The sequence below is a fragment of the Aminobacter sp. Y103A genome (assembly GCF_030294925.1).
In the GTDB taxonomy this organism is placed as follows: domain Bacteria; phylum Pseudomonadota; class Alphaproteobacteria; order Rhizobiales; family Rhizobiaceae; genus Aminobacter; species Aminobacter ciceronei.
Map to the genome: position 1 here is coordinate 3,411,678 of NZ_AP017986.1, position 18,046 is coordinate 3,429,723.

Here is an 18,046-nt window from a genome sequence, read left to right on the forward strand (position 1 = left end):
CTTGACACCACTCCCACCCCTCCCCTATATCGCCGTCACGTTCGGCTCTCGGGCCTCGGACGGGCGATTAGCTCAGCGGGAGAGCACACCCTTCACACGGGTGGGGTCATAGGTTCAATCCCTATATCGCCCACCATTACCTTGGCCCCTCCGCAGCCGTCTCCAAGCAATACGCACAGTCATGCCAAACGATGCCGGAACGTGTACGATTCTGGCATCGAATTGATATGGCTCGTTCTCCTTCCGCAGATCTGTCGACGCGCAAGGACATGTCATGAGCGAAGATTGGGAAGTGTGACCCGAGCCGCTGGCTGAAAACGTGCTGTTGGCCGAGGGCCATACGATCATCTGGCGACCGAAGGTCAAGCTACCCTGGCGATTGCCAGCACGGCCGTCCCGCGTGTTGATCGAACATGATGTGTTCTGGCCGGCTGCAAGTGCGAGAGGGACCGCACGCGGTTACACTTACCACGTGAAGGCGGTCGATGATCAGGCGGACGATCCAGTTGAGCGTGCCGTCGAGCCTGGCCGCCGCCGCGCCTGGCGTGGGAGCCTGAACCAAGCTGGCGCTATGGAAAAACCGGTCCCTCTGGTTCGGGCTCAGTCGGCGTCACAGGCTTTTCCCTGACCTGCCTCTCCGGCCGATCGCTGCCTTCAGCTGGCTTTGCCGCACGCCCGCAGTTATCGCTCTTTCGATAGGTGGCAGCGCCGCCCGTTTCGGTTTCGCACCGCCGCCTATCGGTCTGGCAGGCCGTCAACAGCATAAGTGACGCAAGGACGAGAATAATCTTCAGTACAGAAGGCATGCATTCCTCCAGACACACAGCGAACCCTTGCCGGCACCTTAGGTACAGCACATTACCACAAGATTATATTGTCACATAATTTTCAAATAACATCACGTAATACGCATAAGAATATTTTCCACTACATCTTTAATCCCAGTCAGAACGCCAAATCACAGTTCGATATCCGAATACATAACCGAACAACGGCAATGCCGCTCTCCCTTACACGTCCCGGATCACTGGCGACGAACACTACGCTACCTGCCCCGATCAGGAGACAAACGCAGTCTCCGGCAAGATGGGACCAGAATTCGTCGTTTCGCCGTTACGATATTCGTGTCATTTGCCGTGCGACGGTAACCAATTCAACTACCTGGACTAAACATCGAGACCGGCCAATACATTGCCACGCGCGATTCGAATAACCTGAGAGACTCTGTTTTTTGATGTGATTTTCCAGACGACCTGCAGATGAAATTTACAGATATTCTTTTGAAGCGAAGCTACGCGCTCTATTTCGTGGTTATCTACGTTTTGTATCTCGCCCTCCTGCTGATTGCCCTGCGAGAGCGGAATCCGGCATTCACCGTCGACGTCACCACAATCTTGCTGCCGGCGATCGAGCTCGCGTTCTTTTGCGTGCTGGGACTTGTTGCCTGGCATGCCCAGCGCAGCGGCTGGGTGGCCTTGCCGGCGTTGTTCGTCTCTCTCGCCGTGCCCCTGCTGGTGATGCTGATCTATCTGGTGCAGGGATTTTCCGCCTATCTGTCGGGGCACTACATCTCCGTTCTGGCGTTGGAAAACCACACCGACGGCAGCCAGTATGCGGCAAAGCCCCTGTTCTTCGTCATCGCAGCCCTTGGCTTCGGAAGCTGGATCTGCCTTTCGTTGTTCGCCCTCAAGGCGCGCAAGCAAGCGGCGCTCCACCGGCCCGGAAAGAGCTTCGTTTTCGCCGCGACACTTGCCTGCCTGCTCTTTGCCGGCATGTTCGACAGCTCTTCCTTCACCGAAAGAACCCTCGATCTCCGTCCGGATATGGCTCCGGCCACATCTCTTGCCCGCAAATTTCGCGATCTGCGCAGGGCCCGCAACAACCTCTCTGACATGGCCGACACGCTGGATCGGCAAGGCATCAGCCTGCCGATCAACGAGCACTACCCTCTGTTGCGGGATCAGGCCTATTCCAGCCCTTTGTCGTTTGGCGCCGCACAATCGGCGTCAGACAGGCCCAACATTATCGTGGTCTTTGCCGAAGGGCTGTCTGCCCGCTTTCTGGGAACCTATGGCGGCAAGCATCAGGGATTGATGCCCAACATCGACCGCTTTGCCGCGCGTTCAATGACTGTCTACAACTACTTCAGCCACACTGCGGCAACCTATCGAGGAATCCAGGGACAGCTGGTTTCCGGATATCCGAGGAATGGCGGCGCTGAAAGCGGCGGCTGGGAAGCCGAAGGGGAAAACAACACAGCGCTGCTCACCAGCATCAACTACCGGACGATACCAGACATCCTGCTGGACCGAGGCTACAAGACGGCATTTCTGTCCTCCAGCCCGCAGGGCGCCAGTTTCAACGCCATGCTGCGATCGCTCGGCTTTGACACCGTCTACGCCGTAGAGACGCTCCCTGAACTTTTGGGTGGCAGACCCGCAGTACTCAGTTCCGGCACGTCTGACGCAGCCGACGCGGAGGTATTTTCGGGCCTGAAAGGCTTCCTGGAGAAACAAGGCTTAAGCGGCAACAAGCAGCCGTTCTTCGTTGCGACCTACAATGTCGGCACCCATGCGTTCCTGGATTCCGACAGCGCCGGCGTGACCTATGGCAGCGGTGATAACCCCGCGCTGAACAGGATGCACAATTTCGATGCGCAGCTTGGAAAATTCCTGGATTACTTTCAGAGCTCGAGCTTTTCCGACAATACGATCCTGATCATCACTGCCGATCATGCGACCTATCCTGAACCCGCGGTGGTAAAGGCCCTGCAGGGGGACGACTACCAAGCCTATTTCGTCGACCGCATCCCTTTGATCATTCATCACAGCGGATTGGCTCTGCCGGTGACCTTCGACGCCGACTATCGCACGTCGGTCGACTTCGCCCCCACGCTGCTGCACTTGCTTTCGTTGCAGGACGCCGGGAACGCCTTCATGGGATTTTCGATTTTTGAGCAAGCGCCCGCGCACCATGTGCCGTTGGCCGCGATGGGAGAGGAGTATTATTACATCGGCCCGCATGGGATTTCGAAGGCGACAGGGACGGCAGATGAGGATGCGAAGTACTTGGCCTATCAAAACTACGTCCGGATGTATTACTGGCTCGAAAGCCAGAACCGGGTGTTCCCGCCTGAAGAAACTGCATCGAATTGACCGGCACCGACTGTTCTGCGATCAGCAGGCGAGCGGGAAAATATCCGATGCGGTGCTTCGTCATCAACCTTGATCGGGAGACTGGACGGCTGGCCTGGATGACCACGGCCTTCCGCCGGATGGGCCTGGGCTTCGAGCGCTTCAGCGCCATCGACAAAACCGCACTTGATGACGACATCATCAACCGGCTGGTCCTGCGCAATCATCACAATTGGTCGCCGGGCGAGGTTGCCTGCTTCATGAGCCATATCGCCGTGTGGCGACGGATTGCCGAAGGCAGCGACAGACATGCGGTCGTGCTCGAAGACGATGTCTATTTCAGCCGGGATGCCGCCGATTTTCTGAGCGACGACGCGTGGATTCCTGCAGGCGTCGACCTGATCAAGCTCGAAACGACGCTGAATCCCGTGTTGGTCGGCCGGCGCGGCGGCAAGATCAAGACACACCGCCTGCTGCCGCTGTACAGCTTCCACAACGGCGCTGCCGCCTATGCCATCTCCAGGCGCCTGGCCGCGCAATTGGTGACGCAGGCCAGCAGGATCGACCGCCCGGTGGACGATTTTCTCTTCGACATGACCAGGCACGAGACGCCCTGCTGGCAATTGTCGCCCGCCATCAGCATCCAGGAAATGTTCCTGCCCGACCAGGCGATCACGCTGCCGAGCGACCTCGAGCCGGAACGGTTGGCGTCACCGCGTATGCCCCGACCGAAAGTGCGGCTGACGCGATCCGAAAAGGCAATCCGCGAAATCCGGCGGCTGTTGTGGAGGATCCTGCACTTTCCCCGCCGCGCCATCATTCCGATGGGCGCGCAGGACCGGCAATCCGGACGCCTGGCTGAACAGATGCTCGGCTGACCCGGACCTTGTCCTGAGCCTGCATGCAGCAGATCAGATGCTCGGTGCCCTCGCCGCATCTGTACGAGCCATGGCGTCCTTGAGCCTGGCGTCGCGATCATAGACGTCGCCGAAATACTCGACCTTGCCGTCGAGATCAGGCCAGGCGGTGAAATAGGCGACGTACACCGGGATCTTGCGGGTCACTTTCTCGAAGGAATGGCCCTGCTTCAGCTTGGCCGCGATGTGATCTACGTCGGTGCCAAGCACTGCGGCGGCCATGCCGCGCGGATCGGCCAGGCGGATGCAGCCATGGCTGAAGGCCCGGTTGTCGCGGTCGAATAGCGCCTTTTGCGGGGTGTCGTGCATGTAGATGGCGTGCTTGTTGGGGAACAGAATCTTGAGCTCGCCCAGCGCATTGGCCTCGCTCGGCGCCTGGCGCACGCTGTAGGGCACCTTCGAGCCATACTGGCCCCAATTGATCGCCGACGACGGAATGCGCTGGCCGCGCGAATCGGTGACTTCGTAACCGGCGCGGTCGAGATAGCTGGGATCGTTGCGCAGGCGCGGCAGCATCTCGTTGACGATGATCGACTGCGGCACGCCCCAATACGGGTTGTAGTCGACCTGCTCGATTTCGTCCTGGAAGAAGCTGGTCTGGTTGCTGGTCTTGCCGATCACCGTCCGCATCTTGAGCTTTTCCGTGCCGCCGTCGATGTAGCTCGCGGTATAGGCCGGCTGGTTGATGAAGACGCGTGGGCTGCCGAGCTCGGATGGCAGCCAGCGCAGCTGTTCGAGCGCGACGACGACCTTGTCGAGGCGATCTGCCTTCGACGTGCCGGCAAGGGTTGCCACCGTGCGCGGGCCGACGACGCCGTCGGCCTTGAGCCCGGCACGCTTCTGCACCGCCTCGATGACCGGCACCAGTTCGGGTGTATAGATTTCGCTGCTGCCGAGCCTGGCCAGCGTTTCGCCGAATTCGCCACCCATCTCATCGTCGAGGTCGCGGGCGATGAGATGCAGCAGCTTGGGCAGCTCCGGGCTGGTCTCGCCGGGCTTCAGCAAAAGCTTGGCATCAACGACGATGTCGTTTTCCTCGCTCGCCTTGAGCGCCTCGAGTTCGACGCGCAACGCCTTGTATTCGGGATTCTGCGGATGGAATGCCTCAAGCAAGGCCCGCGCGTCATTCGACTGGCTGAGGCTCTTCAGCACGCCGGCCATGTCGAGCGGCTTGGCGGCGAAATCATAGTAGCCGGAGATGCGGTTCGGATCGATGCGGCCGCCTTGTGCATCATGCACGTAGCGCAACACGCGTGCCGACATCGCCATCTCGAAACGGATGAGCGTCTTCATCCGGCCGACAGTGTCGTCAAGCGCATAGGCTGCCGGCGGCACGGAGACCGCATAGTCGGCCGGCATCAGCCCGTGGCTGGCGGCGTCGCTCAACGTCCTGATCGCCTCTTCGGCGCGGCTGTTGGCGGTCTGGCCGGTGACCCAGATGAAATCGGGATTGGCCGTATAGTAGTCGAGCAGCCCCTTGGCGATGTCCTTTTCGGCAACAAGGTCGAAGGCATCGAGCCCGGCCAGCGCCTCGCGGAACGCCGTAGCGGCAAGCGACGGCTCCAGCGACACCGACTGCGTGCCGGCGATCAGCTTGGCAAAGTCGACCGTCACCATCGCGTCGGTCTTGTAGGTATAATAGGACGGCGCGCTGATCTTGGCCGCCGCTACGGGTGCCCGCTTCTTCTGCACCGGAGCCGGCGGAAATTCGCCCTGCTGCTGGCGCGGGGCGCGGTTGCCACCACCGAACAGGATGTCGAAGAAGTTCTGAGCACCAGCCTGCGGCGCGCCAAGCGCCACTGTCGCAGCCAATGCAGCCAGCGGAAGCGAGATCGGCCTGCTCAGGAGAGAAAATTTCATAAAGACACCATCCCTGCCCGGAAAATGCTCTGGAATCGCCATGCGCCGGTGGAAGAATTCCTGTCCACAAATGGCTGATGTAAGGCGCTGCTCTCTCGATTCATACCGATAACGTTAAGCTTTCATAAATTTCCCGGCAGCTGTTGCCGAACAGTTTCACATCATCGTGAGACAAGCCGGCAGGTGGCACAATTCATCGGCGATGACAGCTTCGCCGCTTCATGCGATCACTTGGCCTTGCAAGCTGCATTTGGGCCGATTTGACGCGAGGGCAAGGTGAAGAAGGGCTACACGGAACTGCTCGACGAGGCCAATGCAGTGGTCGAGGTGGTGTCGCCCGAGGAAGCGGCAACCCTGCTCGACGACACCGAGACCATCTTCGTCGACCTGCGCGATCCGCGTGAGGTCGAGCGCGAAGGCAGGATTTCGGGCGCCCAGCATTGCCCGCGCGGCATGCTCGAATTCTGGATTGACCCCGACAGCCCCTATCACAAGCCGTTCTTTTCCAGCGGCAAGAACTTCGTCTTCTTCTGCGCCGGCGGCTGGCGCTCGGCGCTCGCCGCCAAGACCGCGCAGGAGATGGGGCTGGAGCCGGTCCGGCACATCCTTGGCGGGTTCACTGCGTGGCGCGCGGCGGGCCTGCCTGTAGAGCCAGGCAACAAGAAGGGCTGATCGGCGGGCGGCGACGACAGCAAATCGCGCGCTTGACCTCGCCCCTGGGGCCAGCCCTAGACACGGCGTTATGACCGATTCCTATCTCCTCGCCGGCCGTTTCGGGGCCGCCACGCGGCTGTCGCCAAAGGCATTGCGGCTCTATGCCGAGCAAGGCCTGCTGGTGCCGGTCCACGTCGATCCGCAGACCGGCTATCGCTATTATGCCTCCGCGCAGGCGCCACGGGCGCGCCTGATCTCGCGGCTGCGCCAGCTGGGGCTGCCGATCGCCCGCGTCACGCAGCTGCTGGAGCTCACACCGGAAGCACGCGTCGTAGAACTGCAAAGCTGGCTAAGCGCGCAGAACGACAGGCTTGCCGACCAGGCCGAACTCGTGCGCGCGCTTTCCCGGCAAGCCGAAGGCGGCGAACCGGCATTGATGGCGACGATCGGCCTGCGTGAGGTACCGGCCGCAAAGGTCGTGTCGCGACAGCGCCAGATCGGCGTCGAAGGGCTGGACGATTTCATCGCCGCAGCCGAAGCCGACATCCGGACGCATTTGCGCGCCTCGGGATCGGCTTGCGACGGATTGATGAGCGTGCATTTTCACGACCTTGTCAGCCGCGACAGTGAAGGTCTCGTCGAGGTCGCCATCGCCTGCGCGGGAAAGCTCGAGCCGGCAGGCGACCTGCTCATCAGGCTGCAGCCAGCGCGGCGCGAGGTCTATCTGCCGGTTCCCAAGGCCTATGAGAATTTTCCCCGCGTCATGCACGTGTACGACGCCCTTGAAGCGTGGCTCGACGCGCGGAGCGAGCTGAGTTGCGCCGGCAGCCCTTGCGAAACCTATCCCGGAACCCAAGGCGCCCGTTTCGACGTCGCCTATCCCCTCATCTGACAAGAGGTCCAGACATGACGCACTTTGCCTACACGGGCTCGGGCCCGTATTGCTATGCCAATTCCTTCGCCATGATGTTCGGCGCCGATGGACCGTCGACCGCCGTCATCGAGGTGGCCATTGGCGGCCCGTTCGGCATGCAGTTGATCGGCGGCACGTTGCCCTTCTTCGACCCCTATGGCTGGGACCCGGAGAAAGGTTTCGAAGTCGCGCTTTCAGCGCTCGGCTGGACATCTGATGTCACGCAAGGGGGCGAAGCCGAAGAGGCCCTGGCGCGCCTCAAGGCGGCATTGGCCGCCGGCCCGGTCTGGATCGGTCCCGTCGAGATGGGGCATCTCAGGCATCAGCCACGCATGCGCGGCCCGATTGAGGCCGATCATTACGTCGTGGCGCTCGAAGTCGACGACGAGAGCATTCTGATGCACGATCCGCAGGGCTATCCCTATGCCCGCCTGCCCCTCGCCGACTTCATGGCCGCCTGGAGCGCAAAAACGCTGATCTACGGCACGCCCTATACGATGCGCACCGCCTTCAGGCGGACCGCCGACGTCGCCGAAGTGGATATGATCAGGGCGTCGATCCCTTCGGCGATCCGCTGGCTGTCGATGGCGGGTGAGCACGACATGCCGGCGGGGAGCTCGGGCAACGCCGCCGCCGCCGAAGCGCTGGCGCGGCTGATCGAGCGTGGTTGCAGCGACGACCTTCGTAGCCACATGATCCATTTCGCCGTCCAGGCAGGCGCTCGCCGCGCGACAGACGCCGCAACCTGCCTGGAACGCGCGGGATATGTCGAGGCGGCTCGGATTGCGGGACGACAGGCCCGGCTCATCGGCGCGCTGCAATACCCCCTTGTCGCCGGCAAGGATGGCGAAGCGGCGGCATCGCTTCGCGAACTGGCGCCGACCTACGACATGCTGAGGGCCGCGCTGAAGGGCCAGGGCTGAGCCCTGGCAATCCGCATAGCGCCAACGACTGCCTAGTGGACCGTGTCGAGTTCGCGCGCTGCCTGGAGAAAACCAACCGCCTCGGCCACGACCTTGGCGCTCGACAGGATGCGGCGGTGACCGAGACCGTCGGCCCAGAACAGCCTGACATGGCCGCCGGCGCCGGCCATGGCGCGCGCTTCGTTGGCCGACACTTCCCTGTCGTCAGGGGCGTGGATCACAAGCGTCGGGGTGGCCAGGCGCATCAGCAGCCTGGAACCGACGAACTGGCCGATTGGGGTGCCGGTCACACGCTGCACCTGCCCCGAGATCGCGCGCTGCGTCCTGGGACCGAGGTTCAGATAGCGGCCGAAATCGTCGAACAGCCTGGGCATCGAATCGGGCGCGGCCACCAGCACGAGCCGCTTGGCTCCAAGCGGCTCGAACCCCTTGACGGTTCCGGCAGCAGCGTTGACGGCAACCGCGCCGCCGAAGGAATGGCCGACGATCGCCTCGAACGGCCCGAACCATTGGCCGGCAAGGGTTGCCGCTTCGACGGCCTTGGCCATGTCGAGCGCGCGTCCAAGCGAGCCACCATGCCCCGGCAGGTCGAGCGAGATCACGCGCATGCCGGCATCCCTGTAGCCTTCGATCAGCGCTTGCATGTATTCGGTGCGCGAGCGCCAGCCATGGATGACGAGCACTGTTCCCCTGCTTGCTCCCTCAGGGCGAAACTCGTGCATCGCCACACAGCTTTTCTGCGTCTTGATTCGATGGTGACGGGCCTCCGCCATGAAGCCCGAAGCATTGCCGATGGCGCGCCTTTCGCCCGATGTCAGCGAGCGCTGGCTCGGCGTTCGTCGAAAAAGCTCGAATGCGGCGCGACCGGCGAGACGTGGCGAAACCAGTTCGGCCGCACCGAACAGCCGCCGGATGACCTTGAGCCCGATTGATGCCATAGTGATCGTCCATCCATAAGTTCAATCATGAACAATAATAGTTCAATCATGAACAATAGACAAGATTTGCCGTGGGACAACCCGCGGTTCCGCAACTGGGTCGCCGTGGCCAAGGCGTGCCACTCGATGGAGCGTGCCCTGGCGAGCGCGCTGCAGCCGCACGATCTGAAGCCGGCGCAGCTCGATGTCCTGATGAATCTCTATCGCCATCCCGGCATTTCGCAGCACGATCTGGCCCGCAAGCTGCTTGTCGGTCGCTCGAACATCACCATGCTGCTGCCGCAGCTGGAAAAGCGCGCGCTGGTCAAGCGAGAGGGCGATGCCAAGGACCGCCGGGTGATGCGACTAACGCTGACCGAAGACGGCGCCGCACTGCTGATGCGGGCGCTGAAAGCCTATGGCGCCTTGATCGAAAAGGCGATGAGCGCATCGACGCCCGAACAATGCGACCTGATCGGCGCGCACATGCTGCGCGTTGCAGACGCACTGAAGGAATAGCCGCTCAGGCGGCAGCCCTTGCAGCCCGCCTGCCCCGCGGCGCCTCCGCCCTTCCCATCGATCTGACGAAACCGAGCACCGCTGCGGCAAGGCCCGTCGCCAGCACCCACCAGCCCGGCCGGATCGTGTAGGAAAACTGCAGGTTGGCCCACAGCACGCGGGCGGGCGGCACGCCGGTCGCCAGCCCGTACCAGGCCGCCTCGACAATCACCGTCGACATCGCAGCGACGACCGCAATCGCGACAAGCACCAGCGGCGACGTCAGGTTGAGCCCACGCCAATGCGCCAGGCGGTAGAACATCAGAAGCAGGAACAAGCCGGCCAACAGCGTCGGCTCGTACACGTCGGCCTTGGACTGCATGAAAAAATGCAATGCCGCAAGTATGCCGATGGCGTAGACAATCTTGTGCAATCGGTTCCAGTTGCGCCCGAGCTTCCTGATAGCCCCGTCCGTCGACGTCAGCCCGAGGGCAACAAGTCCCAGCAGTGCAACGAAGCCGATGGTGAGATAGATTCGAAGCGCGATCTCGCTGACGACACGGAAAACATCCCAATTCTGGTCGAAGAAATAGAGCACGAGATGACCGATGGCGTAGGCAAGCGCGGCAATGCCGAGCATGCGACGGATGAGGATCAGCTTCGGCCATTGGCCGATGCGGCGCAGCGGCGTCACTGCCAGCGACATCAACAGGAAGCGGATCGCCCAATCGCCGGTTTCATGGATGGCGGCGGTGAAGGGCCGTGGCCCGAGCAGCGTGCCGGCGCCGGCGCCTTGCGGAAAGCCTTTCACCGCGTAGTAGCCAAGCAGCAATGCCGGCACCAACGTTCCGGCAAAGGCCAAAGCCTTGAGCGGCGAGAGTTTTCCGGCGCGGTCAGTCCAGGGCGTCATTCCATCCAGCTCCAGCAGTTTTGCTGGTATACGTCGATAACGCCCGCTGAGTTACACCAACGCAATCACTTTGTTTTGAGCCCGGTTGCCGCGCTGACGGCCCAAAACGCGGCCTCGGCCTACCACATCGACTTCCTGGCGCGCTCCGGCCATTCACGATCATAGGTTTCGCCATCGATGCCGGCGCGACTGGTGATCGCAAGGATCTGTCCCGGCGTTGGCAGCGTCTTCGGATCGACATGACGCTCGGGGTTCCACAGTTCCGACCGCACGATCGCGCGCGCACACTGGAAATAGACGGCATCGACGTCGACCACCGTCACCGAACGCGCCGGCTTGCCTTCGACTGCGAAGGACGCACACAGCTCCGCATCGACGCTGATATGGGCACGACCATTGACGCGCAGCGTCGTGCCGGAACCCGGCACCAGAAACAGCAGCGCGACGCGTGGATCGCGGATGATGTTCCTCAGCGAGTCGGCGCGGTTGTTGCCGCGGCGGTCCGGCATCATCAGAGTGCGTGGATCGTGGATGCGGACGAAGCCGGCGAGATCGCCGCGCGGCGAACAGTCGAGCCCTTCCGGCCCGCTGGTCGCCAGCGAGACGAAGGGCGAGGCCTCGATGAACGCGGCGTATTCAGGGATGACATGGTCGAGTTCCTTGACCAGCGAGGTTTCGCCTGGAACGCCGTAGAGCGCCTCAAGCTGTTCGACCGTTGATATGACCGACATCATGTCCCCTTCCTGCTTGGATGCTGATGCGCTTAGCCGGCCAATGTGAACTGCCCAAGACAACGTGAACGGCCAAAGACAATCAGCGGTCGCGGCTCAATCCTTTTTGCGCCAGCTCGTCGAGATATTCCTGCCAGCGCTTGTCCTTGTCGTGTCCGAGCGTATGCAGATAGTTCCAGGTGAAGATGCCGGTGTCGTGGAAATCGTCGAAGGTGATGCGTACGGCATAATTGCCGACCGGCTCGACCTTGAGGATGGCGACCTCCTTCTTGCCAGGCACCGTCACCCGCTGCTCAGGCGAATGGCCCTGCACCTCGGCGGAGGGCGAAAGCACGCGCAGCAGTTCGGCCGAAAGCTCGAACGGGCGATGGTCCGGGAACGTCACCGTCAACAGCTTGCGGTCCTTGGAGACCCTCAATTCCTTCGGTGCCGTCATGATCCGTCCTGCCGTTATGAGATGCCATTCACTACTGCGCTTCGGACGTCGCGGAAAGCGCTAAGACAGCGCCGGGACGGCAAACCAAGGAGAGTCACTCCGGGGCAACAAACTTTCATCTTGATTGACATGCACAAGCGTACAACATAGCCGTAATATGACAGTGCTGGCCAAGGCACCACGAAACGGGAAACGGAAGCGCAGACCATGGATATGATCGATCCTTTCGGTCGCTCGATCAGTTATCTGCGCGTGTCGGTTACCGACCGCTGCGACTTCCGTTGCACTTATTGCATGGCCGAAGACATGGCCTTCCTGCCCAAGAAGGACCTGTTGTCGCTCGAGGAGCTCGACCGGCTTTGCACCGTCTTCGTCGAAAAGGGCGTCAAGAAGCTGCGCCTGACCGGCGGCGAACCTTTGGTGCGCAAGAACGTCATGCACCTCATTCGCCAGCTCTCGCGCCATCTCGATAGCGGCGCACTGGAAGAGCTGACGCTGACCACCAATGGCTCACAGCTGTCGCGCTTCGCTGCCGAACTGGCCGATTGCGGCGTCAAGCGCATCAACGTCTCGCTCGACACGCTCGATCCCGACAAGTTCCACGCCATCACGCGCTGGGGCCATCTCGCCAAGGTGATGGAAGGCATTGATGCCGCCCAGGCGGCCGGCCTGCACATCAAGATCAACGCGGTTGCCCTCAAGGGTTTCAACGACACCGAAATCCCTGAAATCCTGCGCTGGGCCAATGGCCGTGGCATGGACCTGACGGTCATAGAGACGATGCCGATGGGCGAGATCGATGCCGACCGCACCGACCAGTATCTGCCGCTGTCGCTGCTGAGGGCCAATCTCGAGCGGCAATTCACCTTGACCGACATCCCGTTCAAGACAGGCGGACCGGCGCGTTACGTCGATGTCGCTGAAACCGGCGGAAAGCTGGGCTTCATCACGCCGATGACGCATAATTTCTGCGAGAGCTGCAATCGCGTGCGCCTGACCTGCACCGGCACGCTCTATATGTGCCTCGGCCAGGAGGACGCGGCCGACCTCAGGGCGCCGCTGCGCGCCTCCGAAGGCAACGAACTCTTGTCCAATGCCATCGACGAGGCGATCGGACGCAAGCCGAAGGGCCACGATTTCATCATCGACCGCCGCACCAATCGGCCGTCCGTCTCCCGCCACATGAGCGTGACAGGCGGCTGAGCGATATCGACCTTCGCCACCCGACAACGTCCTCGTGAGGCCATGAGCATGCTTACCGGCTCGCCGCGACGTTCTCCGCCCCGACCTTCTCCGCAATGACGCTGACGAAGCGTGTCGCCCGCAAGCTGCAAACGCTGTGGCGCCATGTGTTTCCGCGCGCGCAGGCGTTCTGCGTCGAAACCGTCGGACGTGCGCGGCTTGCATACGATCCGCAGTATCCGGCGTTCGTGCGGGAATACTATTTGTACTGTGTCGCATTGTTCCGCGAAACGCTGGCCGTGCGCGACGCGCCGGTCAATCTCGTGTTCGGCGACTCCGAGGTCGACTGCGGCAATGCGAACCGCACGCGGCGCATCGATGTCCAGTGGGAACACACGCTGGTCATGCCGGGCGGGCGCGACAGCGACGGCGCGCCGACCGGTGCCGTGCCATTGCCGGACGGCCAAGGGCACTATCTCGCGCGCGTGGTGAACCGCGCGGTGGTCGAATCGGCCGACGTGATCATCGACTACAGCCAGCCGAATGTCGAAAACCTGCGTCGCGCCGGCGGCTTCGATGCGTATCTGGCCAAGACGATCGTGCTCGCGCCGCTGCTGTATGACACCGACGTCACCCCAGGCGCGCGGCGGCGCGACGCGATCACGCTGTTTGGCGACGTCGCGCAACCGCGCCGCGCGGCGTTTCTTGAAGCGGCCCACACGGCGCGCCTGTCGCTGGTCAATGTCAGCGGTGTCTACGCGGGCGCCGCGCTGTGCAGGCTCTACCGCGACACGCGCGTGCTCGTGAACGTGCATCAGACCGGCCAGCACCACACGTTTGAGGAATTGCGCGTATTGCCGGCGCTGCTGTGCGGTGTGGTCGTCGTCAGCGAAGACGTGCCGCTACGCGAGTCGATCGCGTATCACCCGTTCGTGGTGTGGGCGCGCTACGGCGAACTCGCCGACACGGTGCGCGCGGTGCTCGCCGACTACGCGGCCTATCGCGAACGGATCTTCGGCGACGGGCGATTCGAGGCGGTCGTCGAGCGAATGAGGCGGGACAATCGCGATGCGGTGAAGACCGCGCTGCAGCGGTTGTGGTAGCGTCGGGACGCGGCTGACCTCAGGGCGCCGCTGCGCGCCTCCGAAGGCAACGGGCTTTTGTCCAACGCCATTGACGAGGCGATCGGGCGCATCATCGACGCCGCACCAATCGCCCGTCCGTCTCGCGCCATATCAGTGTGACAGGCGGCTAAGTTGCAGCTATCGTCGCCACCCGACAACGTCCTCGTGAGGTAATGGGCATGGCTTACCGGTTCGCCAGGACGTTCTCCGCAATGGTGCTGGCGATGGTGCTGGCCGCGCCTGCACTTGCCAAGCCATTCATCTACACCAATGCCCGCTTCGGCACGTCGGTGACGTTTCCGCATGAAATCTTCGTCAGCAAGGCCGAACCGCCCGAGAACGGCGACGGCATGACATTCCTGGCGGCGGATGGGGCGAGCCTCGCGATCTACGGTTCCAACAACGCGCTCGAGCAGACGCCCAGGCAGCTTGCCGACATGAGTTCCGAGGGCGTGGAGGTCACCTACCGCAAGCTGGGCAAGGACTGGATCGTACTGTCGGGCCACGACGGCAACGACATATTCTACCACCGGCTCGAATTTGGCAGGGGCGGCGTCATTCATGCCTTCCTGCTCAAATACCCAGTGTCGTCCAAGGCCAAATACGACCCGTTGGTGAGCGCCATCGCCGAGAGCCTCAACGGCCCGTGAGGCCAATCGACATGTCTGGTCCATCCGATTGGCATTGCTGTTTCACGCACCGGTGCTAAAGCCGTAAGCAACAGCAGCAACGGAAAGCCGACGTGCCACTTTCCTCGAATATTCGCGGCGCCACCTTCATGGTCGTCGCGATGGCAGCCTTTACCTTCAACGACACGCTGAGCAAGCTCGCCGCCCAGACGATCAATCCGGGCCAGCTGATGCTGGTTCGCGGGCTGTTCGCCACCACGCTGATCAGCCTTCTCGCCTGGCAGCAGGGTGCCTTGAAGGGCTACCGGAGCTACTGGCATCCGATGGTGTTCCTGCGCCTTGTCGGCGAGGTTGGCGGCACGGTTTGCTTCCTCGCCGCCCTGCCCCATCTACCGTTGGGCAATATCTCGGCCGTGCTGCAGGCGCTGCCCTTGGCGGTAACCATGGGGGCAGCCCTTTTCCTCGGCGAGGCCGTCGGCTGGCGCCGCTGGCTGGCCATCGCCTCCGGTTTCGGCGGCGTCCTGATCATCGTCCGGCCGGGGTTCGAAGGCTTCAACGCGTTTTCGCTGCTGGCCCTGCTTTCGGTCGCCTTCTGCGCCGTGCGCGATCTGGCAACGCGCAAAATCCCCGGGCACATCCCGTCGCTTTTCGTCTCGACCACCACCACTGTCATCATCACCGTCACCGGGGCGCTGACCATCGTGCCGTTCGGCGGCTGGGTGACCATGTCGGTCAATCTTGTCGCATTCCTTGCCGGCGCCGCGGTGCTGGTGCTTTTCGGCTACCAGTTCGTCATCATGGCGATGCGCGAAGGCGAAATTTCCTTCATCGCGCCGTTCCGCTACACCGCCCTGATCTGGGCGCTCTCGCTCAGCGTCTTCGTCTTCGGCGATATCCCCGACCTGGCCATGATCGCGGGTGCTGCCGTCATCGTTGCTTCCGGCCTCTATTCGCTCTATCGCGAACGCGTTGTCGGCAAGGGCCGGCCGGCAGCCGAAAGCACCAGTGCTTCGATGGCACCCGACGGGATCTAGGCATGGCAGAGCAGATTGCAGGGTTGATCCTCGCCGGCGGCCGCTCCAGCCGGATGGGCGGCGCAGACAAGACGCTTCTGGCGCTTGCCGGCCGTCCCCTGACCGGCCTGGTGCTCGATCGCCTGCGCCCGCAGGTCGGTCGGATCGCCATCAACACCAATGCCGACCCAGCCGGTTTCGTTGGCTTCGGCGTCGACATCATCAGCGACACGATTGCAGGTTATCAGGGACCGCTGGCGGGAGTCCTGGCCGGCATGGCGTGGGCGGCAGTCGAGCCTGATATCACGCACATCCTCAGCGTTGCCGGCGACACGCCCTTCTTCCCCGAAGATCTCGGCAAGCGACTGGCCGCGCACGCGGTCGCCGGACGCGTCGTTGCAGCCGCCTCGAACAGGCGCGTGCACCCGACATTTGCGCTGTGGCCGGTTTCGCTGCGCGAGGCGCTTGCAGGGTTTCTGGAAAGCGGCGATACCCGCAGAGTGATGACTTTTCTTGAGCAGGCAGGCCTCGAAGTGGTGGATTTTCCGGTGACGCAACGTGGTTCCGTTGAAGTCGACCCGTTCTTCAACATCAACACGCCCGACGACCTTGCCCAGGCTGCGCGTATCATCGACGAGGCAGACCGATGACGCATCGCGTTTTCGGCATCACCGGCTGGAAGAACTCCGGCAAGACGACTTTGACCGAACGCCTGGTGACGGAACTGGTCAGACGCGGCTGGAGGGTCTCGACCATCAAGCATGCCCACCACGATTTCGACATAGACAAGCCGGGCGCTGACAGCTTTCGCCATCGCGAGGCTGGGGCCACGGAAGTCGCCATCGTGTCGGGGCGGCGCTGGGCGTTGATGCACGAGCTGCGCAACGAAACCGAGCCCACGCTCGACGAGGTTCTCGAGAGAATCGCTCCTTGCGATCTGGTGCTGGTCGAAGGCTACAAGCGCGAGCACCATCTCAAGATCGAGGCACGCCGGCTCGCGGCCAAGGACCGCTCGCCATTGACATCGAACGACCCTTCGATCGTTGCCGTCGCCGCCGACCATCCGGTCGAAGGCGAACAGGTTCCGGTGTTCGGCATCGACGACATCACGGCGATCGCCGACTTCGTCGAAGCGCGGACAGGCCTCGCCGCGCAGTGACGCTGCGTCACCGCGCTTGCCCGATCGCCCGCTCGCAAATCCCCTTTTCGCGATTGATTTTTAACTGAAAACAGTGGGAGTATCGCGGCCAGCGGCGGAGTTCATCCGCTCAACGGCCGCCATGGACGGGAACCGGCCGAAGCGAACAGAGAGGAACATCATGGGTATTTCCAAGCGTATTGCCCTGGCTGCGACCGCGGCCCTGGCGCTCACCATCGGTATGGCGCAGGCGCAGGAAAAGACGATCAAGATCGCCACTGAAGGCGCATACCCTCCCTACAACAACCTGACATCAGACGGTAAGCTCGTTGGCTTCGACGTCGACATCGCCAACGCGCTCTGCGAGGAGATGAAGGTCAAGTGTGAGATCGTCGCCCAGGAATGGGACGGCATGATTCCCGCGCTCCAGGCCAGCAAGTTCGACGCCATCATCGCCCAGATGTCGATCACACCAGAGCGCAAGGAAAAGATCGACTTTTCCAAGAAGTACATCAACACGCCAGCCGTGATCGCCGCCGCCAAGGACACCGACATCAAGGGTGTGACCAAGGAAGACCTCGCCGGCAAGACCATCGGCGTCCAGGGCTCGACCATTCACTATAACTACGCCGAGAAGGTCTTCACCGACAGCACCGTCAAGTCTTATCCGACGGCTGACGAATACAAGCTCGACATGGCCAACGGCCGCCTCGACGCGGTCAGCGACGACGCCGTGACCTTGGGTGCCTGGCTGGAAACCGCAGACGGCGCTTGCTGCAAGATCGTCGGCACCATCCCGAACATGCCCGAGATCCACGGCGACGGCGCCGGCGTCGGCGTGCGCAAGGGTGATCCGCTCGCGGATCAGTTCTCGGCAGCCATCGACGCCATCCGCGCCAACGGAAAATACAAGGAAATCAACGACAAATACTTCAAGTTCGACGCTTACGGCAGCTGAGCCGTCAATGCTGTGAAAACTGAACAAGCGGCGGGACAAGTTCCCGCCGTTTGGCTAACATAAGCTCAACGACAAGCCGTCTACAAAGACGGCGGCACTCCCGCCAAGG

General features: G+C 62.3%; 18 protein-coding genes, 1 tRNA gene and 1 pseudogene. 15 read left to right on the top strand and 5 right to left on the bottom strand.

Translation table 11 applies throughout. The annotated features are described in order from the left end of the window. Nucleotides 1-61 precede the first annotated feature (61 nt). From Amn_RS16755 to Amn_RS16765, 3 genes are all read left to right on the top strand, one after another. Nucleotides 62-136 (top strand) — tRNA-Val (locus Amn_RS16755). A gap of 1,123 nt (nt 137-1,259) precedes the next feature. After that, complete coding sequence (locus tag Amn_RS16760) at nt 1,260-3,155, top strand: LTA synthase family protein (protein ID WP_286290602.1); 1,896 nt, start codon at nt 1,260-1,262, stop codon at nt 3,153-3,155. A 47-nt stretch (nt 3,156-3,202) separates the two neighbouring features. After that, the gene (locus Amn_RS16765; RefSeq protein ID WP_286290604.1) at nt 3,203-4,012 is read left to right on the top strand and encodes a glycosyltransferase family 25 protein; all 810 of its coding nucleotides are present in this window, start codon (nt 3,203-3,205) and stop codon (nt 4,010-4,012) included. Nucleotides 4,013-4,045: 33 nt separating this feature from the next. Here Amn_RS16765 and Amn_RS16770 read toward each other — a convergent pair whose 3' ends face one another. Next, nucleotides 4,046-5,911 (bottom strand): L,D-transpeptidase family protein, encoded by a 1,866-nt coding sequence (locus Amn_RS16770; RefSeq protein ID WP_286290606.1) that lies wholly within the window; start codon nt 5,909-5,911, stop codon nt 4,046-4,048. A gap of 276 nt (nt 5,912-6,187) precedes the next feature. Between Amn_RS16770 and Amn_RS16775 the strand changes: the two genes are divergently transcribed. The 3 genes from Amn_RS16775 to Amn_RS16785 all read left to right on the top strand — a co-directional run bounded on the left by Amn_RS16775 (nt 6,188) and on the right by Amn_RS16785 (nt 8,401). After that, a complete protein-coding gene (locus Amn_RS16775) occupies nt 6,188-6,583 on the top strand; it encodes a rhodanese-like domain-containing protein (protein ID WP_182573944.1) in 396 nt (131 codons plus the stop codon). 70 nt (nt 6,584-6,653) lie between these two features. Then, nucleotides 6,654-7,457 carry a MerR family transcriptional regulator gene (locus Amn_RS16780; RefSeq protein WP_286290608.1) on the top strand — a complete coding sequence of 268 codons (804 nt, stop codon included), beginning with the start codon at nt 6,654-6,656 and terminating at the stop codon, nt 7,455-7,457. A gap of 14 nt (nt 7,458-7,471) precedes the next feature. Next, nucleotides 7,472-8,401, top strand: a complete 930-nt coding sequence (locus tag Amn_RS16785) for a YobF C-terminal domain-containing protein (protein ID WP_286290609.1) — start codon at nt 7,472-7,474, stop codon at nt 8,399-8,401. A gap of 32 nt (nt 8,402-8,433) precedes the next feature. On the opposite strand, the gene Amn_RS16790 is transcribed toward Amn_RS16785, so the two are convergent. Beyond that, on the bottom strand, nt 8,434-9,339 hold the full coding sequence (locus Amn_RS16790) for an alpha/beta hydrolase (RefSeq protein ID WP_067961269.1): 906 nt from the start codon (nt 9,337-9,339) through the stop codon (nt 8,434-8,436). Nucleotides 9,340-9,387: 48 nt separating this feature from the next. Between Amn_RS16790 and Amn_RS16795 the strand changes: the two genes are divergently transcribed. After that, a complete protein-coding gene (locus Amn_RS16795; RefSeq protein ID WP_067961264.1) occupies nt 9,388-9,837 on the top strand; it encodes a MarR family winged helix-turn-helix transcriptional regulator in 450 nt (149 codons plus the stop codon). A gap of 4 nt (nt 9,838-9,841) precedes the next feature. Here Amn_RS16795 and msrQ read toward each other — a convergent pair whose 3' ends face one another. The 3 genes from msrQ to Amn_RS16810 all read right to left on the bottom strand — a co-directional run bounded on the left by msrQ (nt 9,842) and on the right by Amn_RS16810 (nt 11,893). Next, a complete protein-coding gene (gene msrQ, locus Amn_RS16800; RefSeq protein WP_067961261.1) occupies nt 9,842-10,726 on the bottom strand; it encodes a protein-methionine-sulfoxide reductase heme-binding subunit MsrQ in 885 nt (294 codons plus the stop codon). A 119-nt stretch (nt 10,727-10,845) separates the two neighbouring features. Further along, nucleotides 10,846-11,457, bottom strand: coding sequence for a pyridoxamine 5'-phosphate oxidase family protein (locus tag Amn_RS16805; RefSeq protein WP_067966405.1), 612 nt, complete (start codon nt 11,455-11,457; stop codon nt 10,846-10,848). A gap of 82 nt (nt 11,458-11,539) precedes the next feature. Further along, nucleotides 11,540-11,893, bottom strand: a complete 354-nt coding sequence (locus Amn_RS16810) for a gamma-butyrobetaine hydroxylase family protein (RefSeq protein WP_067961257.1) — start codon at nt 11,891-11,893, stop codon at nt 11,540-11,542. A 207-nt stretch (nt 11,894-12,100) separates the two neighbouring features. Between Amn_RS16810 and moaA the strand changes: the two genes are divergently transcribed. From moaA to Amn_RS16850, 8 genes and pseudogenes are all read left to right on the top strand, one after another. Further along, nucleotides 12,101-13,096 (top strand): GTP 3',8-cyclase MoaA, encoded by a 996-nt coding sequence (gene moaA, locus Amn_RS16815; RefSeq protein WP_067961254.1) that lies wholly within the window; start codon nt 12,101-12,103, stop codon nt 13,094-13,096. A gap of 95 nt (nt 13,097-13,191) precedes the next feature. Continuing rightward, a complete protein-coding gene (locus tag Amn_RS16820; protein ID WP_067961252.1) occupies nt 13,192-14,178 on the top strand; it encodes a hypothetical protein in 987 nt (328 codons plus the stop codon). Next, nucleotides 14,179-14,330: pseudogene (locus Amn_RS16825) on the top strand (GTP 3',8-cyclase MoaA); the annotation flags it as partial. It lies immediately after the preceding gene. A gap of 48 nt (nt 14,331-14,378) precedes the next feature. Then, nucleotides 14,379-14,849: a hypothetical protein gene (locus Amn_RS16830; RefSeq protein ID WP_246340640.1), complete on the top strand. Its 471-nt coding sequence runs from the start codon at nt 14,379-14,381 to the stop codon at nt 14,847-14,849. A gap of 92 nt (nt 14,850-14,941) precedes the next feature. Beyond that, nucleotides 14,942-15,862 (top strand): DMT family transporter, encoded by a 921-nt coding sequence (locus Amn_RS16835; protein ID WP_067961247.1) that lies wholly within the window; start codon nt 14,942-14,944, stop codon nt 15,860-15,862. Between the two features lie 2 nt (nt 15,863-15,864). After that, nucleotides 15,865-16,491, top strand: a complete 627-nt coding sequence (gene mobA / locus Amn_RS16840; RefSeq protein ID WP_067961244.1) for a molybdenum cofactor guanylyltransferase MobA — start codon at nt 15,865-15,867, stop codon at nt 16,489-16,491. After that, a complete protein-coding gene (gene mobB / locus Amn_RS16845; protein ID WP_067961242.1) occupies nt 16,488-17,000 on the top strand; it encodes a molybdopterin-guanine dinucleotide biosynthesis protein B in 513 nt (170 codons plus the stop codon). Before mobA ends, mobB begins: the two co-directional genes overlap by 4 nt. A 160-nt stretch (nt 17,001-17,160) precedes the next feature. Further along, the gene (locus Amn_RS16850) at nt 17,161-17,937 is read left to right on the top strand and encodes an ABC transporter substrate-binding protein (protein ID WP_182573939.1); all 777 of its coding nucleotides are present in this window, start codon (nt 17,161-17,163) and stop codon (nt 17,935-17,937) included. The last annotated feature ends 109 nt before the right edge of the window (nt 17,938-18,046 follow it).

Bases quoted from the DNA above. Each gene is read 5' to 3' on its own strand.
- mobB (WP_067961242.1), top strand. From the start codon at position 16,488: ATGACGCATCGCGTTTTCGGCATCACCGGCTGGAAGAACTCCGGCAAG.
- Amn_RS16795 (WP_067961264.1), top strand. From the start codon at position 9,388: ATGAACAATAGACAAGATTTGCCGTGGGACAACCCGCGGTTCCGCAAC.
- Amn_RS16780 (WP_286290608.1), top strand. From the start codon at position 6,654: ATGACCGATTCCTATCTCCTCGCCGGCCGTTTCGGGGCCGCCACGCGG.
- Amn_RS16805 (WP_067966405.1), bottom strand. From the start codon at position 11,457: ATGTCGGTCATATCAACGGTCGAACAGCTTGAGGCGCTCTACGGCGTT.
- Amn_RS16785 (WP_286290609.1), top strand. From the start codon at position 7,472: ATGACGCACTTTGCCTACACGGGCTCGGGCCCGTATTGCTATGCCAAT.
- Amn_RS16760 (WP_286290602.1), top strand. From the start codon at position 1,260: ATGAAATTTACAGATATTCTTTTGAAGCGAAGCTACGCGCTCTATTTC.
- Amn_RS16770 (WP_286290606.1), bottom strand. From the start codon at position 5,911: ATGAAATTTTCTCTCCTGAGCAGGCCGATCTCGCTTCCGCTGGCTGCA.
- moaA (WP_067961254.1), top strand. From the start codon at position 12,101: ATGGATATGATCGATCCTTTCGGTCGCTCGATCAGTTATCTGCGCGTG.
- Amn_RS16810 (WP_067961257.1), bottom strand. From the start codon at position 11,893: ATGACGGCACCGAAGGAATTGAGGGTCTCCAAGGACCGCAAGCTGTTG.
- msrQ (WP_067961261.1), bottom strand. From the start codon at position 10,726: ATGACGCCCTGGACTGACCGCGCCGGAAAACTCTCGCCGCTCAAGGCT.
- Amn_RS16850 (WP_182573939.1), top strand. From the start codon at position 17,161: ATGGGTATTTCCAAGCGTATTGCCCTGGCTGCGACCGCGGCCCTGGCG.
- Amn_RS16820 (WP_067961252.1), top strand. From the start codon at position 13,192: ATGACGCTGACGAAGCGTGTCGCCCGCAAGCTGCAAACGCTGTGGCGC.
- Amn_RS16830 (WP_246340640.1), top strand. From the start codon at position 14,379: ATGGCTTACCGGTTCGCCAGGACGTTCTCCGCAATGGTGCTGGCGATG.
- Amn_RS16790 (WP_067961269.1), bottom strand. From the start codon at position 9,339: ATGGCATCAATCGGGCTCAAGGTCATCCGGCGGCTGTTCGGTGCGGCC.
- Amn_RS16765 (WP_286290604.1), top strand. From the start codon at position 3,203: ATGCGGTGCTTCGTCATCAACCTTGATCGGGAGACTGGACGGCTGGCC.
- mobA (WP_067961244.1), top strand. From the start codon at position 15,865: ATGGCAGAGCAGATTGCAGGGTTGATCCTCGCCGGCGGCCGCTCCAGC.